This is a genomic window from Pseudarthrobacter polychromogenes (assembly GCF_014644495.1).
In the GTDB taxonomy this organism is placed as follows: Bacteria; Actinomycetota; Actinomycetes; order Actinomycetales; family Micrococcaceae; genus Arthrobacter; species Arthrobacter polychromogenes.
The window spans coordinates 251,133-262,847 of record NZ_BMKU01000003.1; the positions used below are offsets into that span (position 1 = coordinate 251,133).

At 65.1% G+C, this 11,715-nt stretch carries 11 protein-coding genes and 1 pseudogene; 1 reads left to right on the forward strand and 11 read right to left on the reverse strand.

Annotated elements, in window-relative coordinates; all coding sequences use genetic code 11:
- Nucleotides 1-31 precede the first annotated feature (31 nt).
- The gene (locus IEX43_RS06790) at nucleotides 32-1,699 is read right to left on the reverse strand and encodes a PAS domain-containing sensor histidine kinase (RefSeq protein ID WP_188809618.1); all 1,668 of its coding nucleotides are present in this window, start codon (nucleotides 1,697-1,699) and stop codon (nucleotides 32-34) included.
- Between the two features lie 254 nt (nucleotides 1,700-1,953).
- On the opposite strand from IEX43_RS06790, the gene IEX43_RS06795 reads away from it, so the two are divergent.
- Nucleotides 1,954-2,742 (forward strand): response regulator transcription factor, encoded by a 789-nt coding sequence (locus tag IEX43_RS06795; RefSeq protein ID WP_188809619.1) that lies wholly within the window; start codon nucleotides 1,954-1,956, stop codon nucleotides 2,740-2,742.
- A gap of 6 nt (nucleotides 2,743-2,748) precedes the next feature.
- On the opposite strand, the gene IEX43_RS06800 is transcribed toward IEX43_RS06795, so the two are convergent.
- From IEX43_RS06800 to IEX43_RS06850, 10 genes and pseudogenes are all read right to left on the reverse strand, one after another.
- Nucleotides 2,749-3,213, reverse strand: coding sequence for an Hpt domain-containing protein (locus IEX43_RS06800; protein WP_188809620.1), 465 nt, complete (start codon nucleotides 3,211-3,213; stop codon nucleotides 2,749-2,751).
- Between the two features lie 94 nt (nucleotides 3,214-3,307).
- Nucleotides 3,308-4,192 (reverse strand): type II secretion system F family protein, encoded by an 885-nt coding sequence (locus IEX43_RS06805; RefSeq protein WP_188809621.1) that lies wholly within the window; start codon nucleotides 4,190-4,192, stop codon nucleotides 3,308-3,310.
- A gap of 7 nt (nucleotides 4,193-4,199) precedes the next feature.
- Nucleotides 4,200-5,132, reverse strand: a complete 933-nt coding sequence (locus IEX43_RS06810) for a type II secretion system F family protein (protein ID WP_188809756.1) — start codon at nucleotides 5,130-5,132, stop codon at nucleotides 4,200-4,202.
- 8 nt (nucleotides 5,133-5,140) lie between these two features.
- Nucleotides 5,141-6,677: pseudogene (locus IEX43_RS06815) on the reverse strand (CpaF family protein).
- Nucleotides 6,677-7,873, reverse strand: coding sequence for an AAA family ATPase (locus tag IEX43_RS06820; RefSeq protein WP_188809622.1), 1,197 nt, complete (start codon nucleotides 7,871-7,873; stop codon nucleotides 6,677-6,679). Before IEX43_RS06820 ends, IEX43_RS06815 begins: the two are co-directional and overlap by 1 nt.
- Complete coding sequence (gene cpaB / locus IEX43_RS06825; RefSeq protein ID WP_188809623.1) at nucleotides 7,870-8,625, reverse strand: Flp pilus assembly protein CpaB; 756 nt, start codon at nucleotides 8,623-8,625, stop codon at nucleotides 7,870-7,872. The genes IEX43_RS06820 and cpaB overlap by 4 nt, the downstream gene beginning before the upstream one ends.
- A 26-nt stretch (nucleotides 8,626-8,651) precedes the next feature.
- A complete protein-coding gene (locus tag IEX43_RS06830) occupies nucleotides 8,652-9,689 on the reverse strand; it encodes a TadE/TadG family type IV pilus assembly protein (RefSeq protein WP_188809624.1) in 1,038 nt (345 codons plus the stop codon).
- Complete coding sequence (locus tag IEX43_RS06835; protein WP_188809625.1) at nucleotides 9,677-10,051, reverse strand: TadE/TadG family type IV pilus assembly protein; 375 nt, start codon at nucleotides 10,049-10,051, stop codon at nucleotides 9,677-9,679. Before IEX43_RS06835 ends, IEX43_RS06830 begins: the two co-directional genes overlap by 13 nt.
- A 90-nt stretch (nucleotides 10,052-10,141) precedes the next feature.
- Nucleotides 10,142-10,351, reverse strand: coding sequence for a Flp family type IVb pilin (locus IEX43_RS06840; RefSeq protein WP_188809626.1), 210 nt, complete (start codon nucleotides 10,349-10,351; stop codon nucleotides 10,142-10,144).
- Nucleotides 10,352-10,836: 485 nt separating this feature from the next.
- Nucleotides 10,837-11,712 (reverse strand): type II secretion system F family protein, encoded by an 876-nt coding sequence (locus tag IEX43_RS06850; protein ID WP_188809628.1) that lies wholly within the window; start codon nucleotides 11,710-11,712, stop codon nucleotides 10,837-10,839.
- Between the last annotated feature and the right edge of the window lie 3 nt (nucleotides 11,713-11,715).

The window sequence follows — 11,715 nt, forward strand, 5'->3', positions numbered from 1 at the left end:
CGAAAACGACAAGTACACAGCAATCGATTCGCTAGAACGACGGCGGAGGGCCGTCCGCGGGCAAGGTCACCGTGAACGTGCTGCCCTTTCCCTGTCCGCTCTCACAGCTGATGGTGCCGCCGTGGCCTTCCACGATCATTTTGGTGATGGAGAGCCCCAGCCCGGCCCCCGAGATTGAGGCCCGCTGGGCGGATTCCGTACGGAAGAAGCGTTTGAAGACCCTGGCGCTGTCCTCCCGGGACATTCCCATTCCGGTGTCGCTGACGCTGAGCTGGACCCAGTCCTTGCCCGCACGGGCGCTGATGCTCACCGTGCCGCCGTCGGGGGAGTATTTGATGGCGTTGGACACCAAGTTGTCCAGCGCCTGCCCGATCCGGAGCGGATCCGCGTAGGCCCACAGGGGCGAGGGCACGTCCGCGCTGAGCCGGATGTGGGCCCGCTCGGCCTGTGCCTGCGCCGACCCCAGGCTCGTCTCCACCAGGCTGGCGAGGTCAGTCCTCTTCGGGTGCACATTCAGGGCAGCCGACGCCGACGCCGTCAGGTCCGCAACCAAGGCCAGCAGCCGTTCCGCGTTCCGCTGGACCACCAGCAAACGGTGGGCCACCTGCGGCGGCAGGGCGCCGGCGTCGTCCAGCACCAGGTCGATGTTGCCGATGATGGAATTCAGGGGCGTCTTGAACTCGTGGGACACGTTCGAGACGAGCTCCTGGTTCGCGGCCAGTGCCTCCACCCAGCCTGTGACGTCGTTGTACACCACAACGGCGCCGCTGAAGCTGCCGTCCTCGCCCACCAGTGGCCGGGCCGCCGTCGATACGGCCCGCTGGTCCGCTCCCTCGCCTGCCCACACCAGGTAGTCCGCGAAGGATTCCCCGGCGATGGCCCGGCTGATGGGGCGTTTCTCGGGCGGCAGCAGGGTCCGCCGGTCCTGCCCGAAAATCAGTTGGTGCCCCTGGCCGGGGACGGCGCCCTCCGCGCCGGTGGCCTCGCGAAAATGCCGCTGCCGGCTGTTGGACACCAGGAAATGCCCGTAACGGTCGACGGCGGCAATGCCGACGTCTGTTGCGTCAAGGACCGTCTGGAGCAGCTTTTCCCGTTCCCGGCTTTCGTGCAGCAGCTTCCGGAGCTCCCCGTCCTTCTTGGCCAGTTCCTGCTGCTGGAGCCGGAGGTGCACGCTGGCGAAGCGGATGGCGAGGGAGACGGAGAGCATCATGAGGGGAAAGAGGAGCACGGTGGTGATGTCCGAGGCGGTCAGGGCGGGGAAACGGCCGGCCAGGGACGGGACCATAATGAGCATGGTGCCGAAGAAACTCAGGACCAGGCTGCTGCGGGCCAGCATGCCCGAGGCCGAGAGCCAGATCACCGGGAAGACCGCCAGGACTGCCAGTCCCGGGAGCAGGGGTGCGGCGCCGTTCCTGAGCAGCCCGATAGCCAGGAAATCCAGGATGGGGACCAGTAGGTAGGGCCGGTGGGCCAGGCGCTCCCAGGGCACCAGGAGGCAGCCGAGGAACAGGGCGCCGTGAAGGAGGATGCCGGAGAGGTAGACGAAGCTGTGCAGCAGGGTTGGCCAGGCGAAGGGAGTGGCCACGGCCAGCGCCGCCACGATCAACGTCAGCGGCAGCTGGCACAGGGCCACCTGAGCCCGTGGTCCGAGGCCACGGAAGAAGCGGGCAGGTCCGCGCTGGAACAGGTGCTCAGCCATTAGCGGGATTCAGTTCCCCGCGGTCTGGACCGGACAGCCGGTCCGCGCGTGCGCTCGAATTCCTGCTGGCCACTCCCAGGCACATCCTTTCGTCTCATAATCCACATGTCTTGTCATAGTAATTGACTTTCCAAAATGACTGCTGAAAAGGATGTGATCAGCAGGGCTTACTAGTAGCGTATAAATGGTTGGAGCGGGTATGGCATTGGCGCTGGGCTGATGGGGGGCCATGTCCGCCTGGCACAGGGATATCAATGGATGAACTTGGTGTGGCTGTAGTAATTGAAGACGATGCCGATGTCCGCAACCTCCTTGAGGGAGTGCTGACCCAGGCGGGATTCGAAGTGCATACAGCGGTGGACGGACGTGCCGGCGTGGAAGTGGTCCGCAGCAAACAGGCCAATGTTGTCACGCTGGATATCGGCCTTCCGGACATCGACGGGTTTGAAGTGTTGCGGCGGATCCGCCATTTCAGCAACGCCTACGTGGTGATGCTGACCGGCCGGACAGAGGAGCCGGACCTGTTGTCTGCCCTCAACGCGGGAGCGGACGACTACATCGCCAAACCTTTCCGGCCCAGGGAGCTCCGGGCACGGGTGGCCGCCATGATGCGCCGGCCGCGGCATGAAATTAATGGGCAAAGGCCCGCGCCGGCATGGGGAACACCTGCCACGGCGGCCGCAGCGCCGGTCAGCCACGATTCGGCTGTCCTGCAGCATAACGGCCTGACCCTGAACCACCGAACCCGGACAGTGGAGATCAAAGGCGAACCGCTTGGGCTGACCCGGAGCGAATTCGACCTGCTCCACGTGCTGCTCCGGGGCGGCGGTGCGGTGTGCACGCGGGCTGACCTTGTGCGGGCAGTGCGCGGCGAGTTCTACGACGACGACACGTACATCAGCGAAGCAGACGAACGCGCCGTCGAAGTCCATGTGGGCAACCTGCGGCGCAAGCTCAAGGAGGACCAGCTGTCCCCGCGCTGGCTGCAGACGGTCCGCGGCGTGGGCTACCGGCTGGCCCCCAGCAGGCCGTTTGAAGAGTAGGCGGGCTCAGTCGTTTTCCAGGATGTAGGTGGCCTGGAGCTCGGTGACCGTCTGCCCGCCGTCCTGGGCCACGCGTTCCATGAGCGCCTGGCCCTGGCCGAAGTCGCCCAGGCGGATCACGGACTCAAGCAGTTCCGCCAGTTTCGCCAGCCGCAGGCCGCCCACCATGGCGGAAGTGATCTTGAGGCTGATGACGGCGTCCAGGGCGGAGGCGCTGTCCTGCTCGTCCACCGCCGCAGCCAGCCGGGCGTAGCGCTGGTCCCACATGGCGGCATAGTCGCGGGCGAACCGCTGGGCGAGGCCGGAGCCGGCCAGCTCGTCTTCCAGCTCTTCAAGGACGGCTGCGTCAACGAGCGGCAAGTGACCGGCCGGTTCCTGTGGCAGCGCGGTCCCGGCAGCTGAAGCGATCCCTGGCGGCAGGGAGCCCGCAGCGGCGGCCTCGCGGCTGGTGCCGGGATCTTGACTGTGCATTGTTCAAGGCTACTTCCTGAAATTCTTCCGTTGTCCTATTTCGGGGGATCCTGTGGAAACCTTGAGCGATCTTTCAGGCGGTAGTGCGTTGGCTTTACTGTCCGCTGAAAGTCACCACGGTATTGATGACGGCCGGCCCAAGAATGGCGATAAAGAGAACCGGAAATATGAAGAAAAGCAGCGGAAACAGAATCATCACCGGGAGTTTCATCGCCTTCTCCTCAGCCCGCTGGCGCCGCTTTACCCGCATGACCTTGGCCTGCACCCGCAGCACCCGGCTGATGGCGATGCCGTAGGTGTCCGCCTGGACCACGGCCTGCACAAAGCTGCGCAGCTCCGGAATGCTGGTCCGTTCGGCCAGGGAGGTATAGGACTCACGCCGGCTGCGGCCCACCTGCATGTCCTGCAGGGTCCGCACCAGTTCTTCAGCCAGCGGGCCCTTGCCGTTTTCCCCTGCGCGGGCCATGGCGCCTTCGAAGCCGAGGCCCGCCTCCACGGAAATCAGCATCTGGTCCAGGGTGTTGGCCAGTTCCAGCTGCATGACCTTCTGGCGTTCCTGCCCCTTGCTGTAGAGCAGGAGGTCCGGGATGAAGTAGCCCAGGAACAGGACAAAAAGGCCTGAAAGCTTCATCAGCGGGGTGCTTCCGATGGCAGTCAGGTAGATGCCTACCGTGATGCCCGCAAGGCCTATCCCCAGCTTGGAACCGAGGACCTTGCCCAGCGGCATCGAGGCGGGCCGGCCGGCGAGGGCCAGCAGCCGGTCAAGGAAGGCGACATAGGCGGGGGGAGTGAGGCGCCGGCCGATGCCTTCGAACATCCCGGGTTTGCCGGAGGCGGCAACAGCCACGGGTGCGGCACCGCGGGACAGGAGATCGTTGACGGCGACGCGGCCCTGCTTGTCCACCGTCAGGACAGACCATGCCAGTCCGGCCAGGGGGACGCAGACCAGCAGGACGGAGAGGAGAACGGTCAGGTTCATGGCTTCCTCAGAACTTCAGGTCGATGATCTTGCGCATCCACAGCGCACCGATGGTCATGAGGACAAACGAGGCCCCGATCATGGCCCAGCCCAGGGGGTGGGTGAACATGGAGTTCATGTAGTTCGGACTCACCGCCAACAGCATGGCCACGATGCCGAACGGCATGGCGATGAGGATGTAGGCGGAGAACTTGCCCTCGGCCGCCAGGGCCTTGATATGGCCCTTGATTTCGGCGCGCTCGCGGATGGTTTCGTTGACCTGGTCCAGGACGTCGGCCAGGTTGCCGCCCACCTCGCGGTTGATCTGGATGGCTTGGGAGATCCAGACGAAATCTTCGTTCTTCATCCGGTCCGCGGTGTCGTTGAGGGCGGCGAGCAGGTCCCGGCCCAGGCTGGTTTCCGTGATCACGCGCCGCATTTCCTCCGACGTCGGCTTTTGGGATTCTGCCGCCGCAGCATCGATGGCGCGCAGGATGCTGTGCCCGGCGCGGAGGCCGCCGGACAGGAGCTGGAGCGTGTCGCCCAGTTGGCTGTCGAAGGTGGCCCGCCGTTTTCCGGCCAGGAATCCCAGGACGAGTTTTCCGATGAAGGGCGCCAGCAGCGCCAGGAGGAGCCCCACCAGGGGTCCCACGGTGACGGTGCCCACCAGCATCCCCACGCCGGCGCCGATTCCCACCAGCAGGAAGAATTCGGCCTGGCTGAGCCGGAGCCCGGCGTTCTCAAGCTCGGGCCGGGCAAAGAGGGAGATGTTCCGGCCGGCGAGGAGCCGCTCGAAGGACCGGACGGCGGAGAGCGCCAAACGCGTCAGGGAAGAGGAAGGTTCGGGATCAAAAGGACGACGGCGGTCCAGCGGCACGTCCGGCGCGCTGGGCAGCAGCACCGCGGCGCCGAACAGGGTCACGGCTGTGAGGAGGATGGCGGTTCCGGCAGCAAGGATCATGGCGGCCGTCACCGTCCGCCGTGGTTCTGGCCGGCCGTGGGCTGGCTTACCGCCGTCTGCGGTCCGGCGAACACGCCGGGGGAGACGTGGATGCCCAGGTCCTCGAACCGGTCGATGAAGCGTGGCCGGATGCCGGTGGCCACGGGCTTGCCGAGGAAGCGGCCGTGGGCGTCCACGCCGGCGGAGTAGTCGAAGACGAAGGCGTCCTGGAGGGTGACGATGTCCCCTTCCATGCCCTGGACTTCGGTGACGTGGGTGATGCGGCGGGAGCCGTCCCGGAGCCGGGAGATCTGGACGATGAGGTTGACGGCGGAGGCGATCTGTTCGCGGATGGCGCGCAGCGGCAGGTCCATGCCGGCCATGAGCACCAGGGTTTCGAGCCTGGCCACCGCGTCCCGGGGGGGAGTTGGAGTGGACCGTTGAGAGGGAGCCGTCGTGGCCGGTGTTCATGGCCTGGAGCATGTCCAGCGATTCCCCGCCACGGACCTCGCCCACCACGATCCGGTCCGGGCGCATGCGCAGCGAGTTCCGCAGCAGTTCGCGGATGGTGACCTCGCCCTTGCCCTCGGTGTTCGGCGGGCGGCTTTCGAGCCGGACCACGTGCTGCTGCTGGATCTGCAGTTCCACGGCGTCCTCGATGGTCACGATCCGCTCGTCCGCGGGCAGGAAGGAGGACAGCACGTTGAGAAGGGTGGTTTTGCCGGTGCCGGTACCGCCGGAGACGATGATGTTGAGCTTGGCTTTGACGCAGGCGTTGAGCAGCTCGGCCATCTCGGGGGTGAGGGTGCCGAAGTCGATCAGGTTGCGGACAGTGAGGGGGACCTTGCTGAATTTACGGATGGTCAGTGAGGAGCCGCCCACGGCCAGCGGAGGGATGACTGCGTTGACGCGTGAGCCGTCCTCGAGGCGGGCGTCCACCAGCGGGGAGGACTCGTCGATGCGGCGACCCACCTTGGAGACGATCCGCTCGATGACCTTGCGCAGGTGGTCCTCCGAGCTGAAGCGGGACTCCGTCAGGGTCAGCTTGCCCTTGCGTTCAACGTAGATCTGGTCCATCCGGTTGACCATGATCTCGGTGACGGCGGGATCGTCCAGCAGGCGCTGGAGGGGGCCGAAGCCCAGGACGTCGTCGGAAATATCCTGGACCAGCCGGGTGCGTTCCTCGGGCGTCAGCGGAACCTGTTCGGCGTCGATGATCCGCGTCAGCTCCTCCTTGGCCGTGCTCCGCAGCTCGTGCTCGGTGGCCGTCGCGTCGTTGAAGCGCGCGCCCATCCGCTCGAAAAGCGCGGTGGCCGCGCGGTGCTTCATGGCGGCGAAGACGTCCACGGACTGTGCCTTGGGCACTGCAGGAGCTGAAGGCACTGGGGAGGCACCGGCGTCGGACGTTGGAATGACGACGGCGGGAGCGGCGGTAAGGTGCCGCGGCTCGCTCTCCCCGGTCCTGGCCGGGGCAGCCGCGGGCCGCGGTGGTTCGAGCACGGCTACATTGCTGCCGGCGGACTGGTTCCGGTCCTGGACCGCGCTGATCCGTTCGGAGAGTTTCATCAGATGACCACCCTTCGGTGCAGCTTCCGCTGGGTCTGGGTGCGCCACGCCGGGTTGAAGCGTTCCACCAGCTGGCGGAGACTTTTGACGGCGGGGTCCTTTTTGGATTCCTGGAGGACGGGGATGCCGCGGTTGGTGGACAGGGCCACGGCGCGGGACCGGGGAACGCTGACGTCCACCGGGGCGCCGATGGTGGACTCGACGTCCCGGACGTTGAGGCCGGCTTTGGCGTCCGCCATGTTCAGGACCACGTGCCGGGACTCGGGCATGATCTCCAGCTGGCGGAGCACCTCAAGGCCCGAGCGCAGGCCGCGGAGGCTGGGGATGTCCATGGCGCTGACCCACACAACGTCGGTGCACTGTTCCATGGCGGCCAGGCCGATTTCGGGCATGCCGGGGGCGGTGTCCAGGACCACGTACTGGAATTCCTGGGCAAGCTGTTCCAGCAGGCGGGTGATCTGCTCCGGCGTGATGTGGTCCGCGTCCACCGGGTTCGGCGGGGCGCACAGTGCATAGATCCCGGCGGGGTGCACGGTGAGGAAGGCCTTGAGGACCAGGGAGTCCTGGGCGGCCGCGGGGGTGACGGCGTCCGTGACCGTGTGCTCGGGGTTGAGGTACAGGCCGGAGGCGACGTCGCCGAACTGCAGGTCAAGGTCCACGATGACCACGCTCATGGGGGCGATCTGGCCCAGGCCGATAGCGATGTTCGTGGCGAGGGTGGTTTTGCCGACGCCGCCCTTGGGCGAGAAGACACCGATCACCAGGCCCTTGCCGCCGTTGTCCGCCGCCTGTGTTTCGGGGCTCCGGTGCCGGGTGGCGAAGGACTGGCAGGCCCGCTCCAGCAGCACGCGGATCTCGGCGGCGTCCGCCTGCGGGCTGAGGATGTCCCGGATGCCGGCGCGCATGGCGTGGACCAGGAAGGACGGGTCGATGTCGCTGACCAGCACCAGGCTGAGGCCCGGGAGCTGGACGTCGAAGACCTTGGCGAACCGCAGCGCCTCCTCGTAGGGGACGTCCGGGCCGATGATCAGGACTTCGGGCTGCTCCTGGTTGAGGAGGGCGAACAGTTCGGCGGGGCCCGCGGGGAGGATGTCCGAGGCGATGGTCTGGACGGAGCCGCGGAGGCCGTGGGCGACGGCGGCGCGCAGTTTCTGGTCAAACTCGGCGCTGGGGGAGAGGAGGACGAACCGGCTCACTTGTAGACCACTTCCTTGCGTTCGATCCGGGGTCCGTTGTCCTGGGCGTCTAGGGGTTCCTTGGTGAGCCACAGCCTGCCGAACTCGGAGGCGAAAACGATCTTGCCGGCGTCGACATCGTTGACTGCGACGGTGAGCATGAGCGAGCCCTCCGGGAGGGTGGTGTCCGCAGGATCCGAGCCGTCAGCCGGTTTCTCCGCGCTCGCGGCCTGGGGCGCGCGCTGGACAGCGGTAACGAGGACTTTGCGGACTGTCATCTGGGTGGTGGGGTCGTCGGTCTTGGCCTTGTAGGCGCCAGCGTCGAAGGTGAGGAAGATGCCTACGTGGTCCCCGACGTCGATCCTGCCGCCCACTACCCGCTTGGGCTCGACTTCAAAGGAGACTTCCTGAAGTCCGGCGGGGACCTCTACGGCGCCCTGTGCCTTGACGTCTGCGGGAGCGACAAGCCGCTCGTTCAGGAGCTGTTCGCCCGGGACAAGGTCCACTGCGCTGACGGTGTTGGCCTTGCCCTCCAGGGTGCTGAGGGCACTGTCGGACTTTCCTGCTGCCGGGACCTTCTCGACGACCAAAGAGGCGGCCATGTCGTTGACCGGGGTGCCTGCCGGGATGGCGGTCTTGACCACCAGGACGTCCACGGGTTCGGTGGATGCGAGGGCGCGCTGATCGGCGCCGTTCGCGTAGAAGAGGATGAGGAGGGCTCCCACGAGCGCCAGGGCAACCGCGGCCGTTCCGGCGAGCAGGCGAGACTTCACTTTCAGCTCCTGAATATTTGGTGTGGCTAGAGGGTGGGGCGGGCGATGGTGGCGCCGTATTCGTCCACGGGTCCAAGGGTGTAGCCGTCGGCGAGGGAGACGTACTTGACGAAGCTGCCGATGACGCCGCGGCACTCACCCCGGCATTCCGTGGCGGTGGTGACGCCCGTCGTCGTAGAAGCCCTGTTTTGGAAGGTGTAGGGGAGGGATGATTCGCCGCTGAATTTCCAGCCGGTGACTTTGAAAGCTGCGAAGGAGACGAGCCCGTAGACGGCACCGTTTCCTGTTCCGGTGACCTTGTTGAACACCGGAAGGAGGACGATGACTTCACGGCCGGCGGTGATGTCGCTGGCCCAGCGGTTGAGTTCGGTGGTGCAGTTGCCGGGAGCGTTGTTGCCGGGGTCGCTGCCGCCTTCGCTGACGGCGAGGTCGATGGTGCCGCCGCACTTTCCGGCGTCCTGGACCAGCCAGCCGAAGCCGCCCTCCACTGCGGCGCCGGACGGGCCGTAGTTGCAGTCAGCGTTGACGTTCTTTCCGTGTTCCTGGAGGCGCTGGAGGCTGGCGCCGATGTTGTCCTTGACCTGGCAGACGGAGAATGCCAGGGGGAATGCGGTGCGGCCGGCCTTGGGGCTTCCCCAGATGGCCGATGCCCGGGCGCCCACTTCTTTGGTGGGAACGCCGAGGACGTCCGCGAAAAAGAGGGAGACGGAGTTGTCGGTGCCGCCTGGTTCCTTGGCGGAGGTGGTGACGCTGACTTTCCGGGCGGTGGTGTCGAGCTCGATGGTGTGCACTTTGCTCATGCCGTCCAGCGCGTTCTGGTTGGCCAGGCTGGTGGCGAGGGTGGATGTTGTGGAACACACCGGATCCGCTGCATTGCGTGCGCACTTCTGCGCGAGGGCAATGGCCGAGGCGTCGGCGCCGTTCTGCAGCTGTGCGCGCTCCGAGTAGATCATCCCGACGTCCACGGCGATGGCCACGAAGCCGAGGAGGGTCACCATGAGGATGGCGACGATGACGCTGATGGCGCCATTTTCGTTTGCTTTGTCCTCGGTCAGCCTCCGCACAGCATGACCCCCTTGCCGGTCATCGGGAAGGGGCCGGCAATGCCCGTGATGGTGGAGAGGTTGTACTTGATGGTGAGGGTCACTTGGGCGCCCGTGCTGCACGCGTTGGTGCTGAGCGTGATGTCCGTGGCGAGGATGCTGGTGCTGACGGATGCCGCGGCGTTCTTGGCGGCGGTCTTGGCTCCGGCCGGATCGTTGCCGATGGCCATCACTCGGACGCCGTCGCGGGCGGCGTTGGTGAGGGTGATCTGGGCGTTGTAGGCGCGGCCGAATTCGATGGTGCCCAGGACAAGCATCAAGAGGAGGGGCAGCAGGATCGCGAATTCGACGGCGGCTGCACCGCGTTCCGAATCGTTTGACACCTGCTGCACCTCCTCTTGAATGACTCGTGTTCTGTGCCTGCTTCTTTGAGGCGGTGCGGTTCCAATATGGGGGGCCGGAACCGGACGGTCCTAAGGGACGGTGGGAACGGTAGTGGTCTGCGGGTTGGCGATGTCGGTTGAGACGCCGCTGAACATAGTTCCGAGCTGCCCACCGAGGGTGCTGACGGCAACAATAATGACGACGGCGATGAGGGCGACCATGATGCCGTATTCAACAGCGGTTGCGCCCTTCTCTTCGCTGCGGAGGCGGATCATGAGGTTGGTGTAAAGAGAAAGCATTTTGTACTCCTGAGCGAGACGGATGGCTGGCCCTGCACCAGCACTGAAACGAAGTTAGCAACCCGTTTTGCCACTAATCCCGGATCTTGGAGCATCCTGCGTAAAGGCTTTACAGGGTGTATTTCTCCTGCGCTATTGATGGGTCCTCGCTGCGCTAACGCTGGATTTCGCGGGGCCCTAGCACACAAGCGGACCCCCTCGGTTCTGGGTGCCGAGGGGGTCCGGTATGTGGGGCGCCTGGCGGCGCGATTTCATGGAGAGGCTAAGGGATGCCTAAAGCTGCTCGTAGTGCCGTGGCAAGGCTTTGGTAGTGAAGGTTGAGCGCTTGACCGAAAGCCGTGACGCCGATGACCAAGGCCAGTGCCAGGAATGAAACAAGCATTCCGTATTCCGTTGCCGTGGACCCGCGTTGTTCCGTAATGACCTTCGTGACCGCCCTGCGAAGACGATCCTGGCTCAGAATGTTATGTAGATTCATGCTGCACCTACGAGAACACCGACATGATCTGAAGCACGGCTGGCCCCAGCAGAACGATGAACAGAGTGGGAAGAATGAAGAAGATGAGCGGGAACAGCATTTTGACTGGCATCTTCATCGCGTGTTCTTCCGCAAGCTGCCGGCGTTTGATCCTCATATCCTTCGCTTGTGTCTTGAGGACACCGGCGATGGCAATGCCGTAGGTGTCGGCCTGGACCACAGCCCGAACGAATGTGCGGACTGACGGCACATCCACTCGTTCAGCAAGAGCCAGATATGCCTCCTTGCGCGAGCGTCCGACCTGAATATCCTGCAGCGTCCTGATGAGTTCATCCGCCAATGGCCCTCGCCCGTTCTCGCCAGCCCGGCCCATTGCTGACTCAAACCCGAGGCCGGCCTGGACGGATATGAGCATCTGATCCAAGGCATTGGGGAGTTCAAGCCGGATTTCTTCCCGCCGCTTTTGGGCCCGGTTGCGGATAAGAAGGTCGGGAATGAAGTATGCCAGTGCCACGATGACTACCGCGATCGCGAACCTGCCGGCGGAGGGTGCGCCCATGAAGACCAGGAGGCCAAGAATTGCGCCACCAAAAGCGAGTAGGGGCTTGACCATGAGAATCCGGGCAAGCGGCCACTGCTTTGGCCGACCCGCACCCGCCAACTGCTTGTCCAGCCAGGCCTCGTAGCTCCTGGGCGTGATGCGCTTTGACAGATCCGTTAACTGCTGGCTGATGTTGACGGATTGCACGGCTTGGCTGGGGCGGCCGCCGAGGTTGGCTCTTATTCGACGCATTCCTGCGCGATCTCCCGTGAAAGACAGCCAGACCATGCCGGAGATAGGAACGATAATTGCCAAGATTGCTGCTAAAGCGATGGGTTGCATGTC

Excerpts from the sequence above, each read along its gene's own strand:
- IEX43_RS06790 (WP_188809618.1), bottom strand. The coding sequence starts at position 1,699 with ATGGCTGAGCACCTGTTCCAGCGCGGACCTGCCCGCTTCTTCCGTGGC.
- IEX43_RS06850 (WP_188809628.1), bottom strand. The coding sequence starts at position 11,712 with ATGCAACCCATCGCTTTAGCAGCAATCTTGGCAATTATCGTTCCTATC.
- IEX43_RS06840 (WP_188809626.1), bottom strand. The coding sequence starts at position 10,351 with ATGCTTTCTCTTTACACCAACCTCATGATCCGCCTCCGCAGCGAAGAG.
- IEX43_RS06805 (WP_188809621.1), bottom strand. The coding sequence starts at position 4,192 with ATGAACCTGACCGTTCTCCTCTCCGTCCTGCTGGTCTGCGTCCCCCTG.
- IEX43_RS06795 (WP_188809619.1), top strand. The coding sequence starts at position 1,954 with ATGGATGAACTTGGTGTGGCTGTAGTAATTGAAGACGATGCCGATGTC.
- IEX43_RS06810 (WP_188809756.1), bottom strand. The coding sequence starts at position 5,132 with ATGATCCTTGCTGCCGGAACCGCCATCCTCCTCACAGCCGTGACCCTG.
- IEX43_RS06800 (WP_188809620.1), bottom strand. The coding sequence starts at position 3,213 with ATGCACAGTCAAGATCCCGGCACCAGCCGCGAGGCCGCCGCTGCGGGC.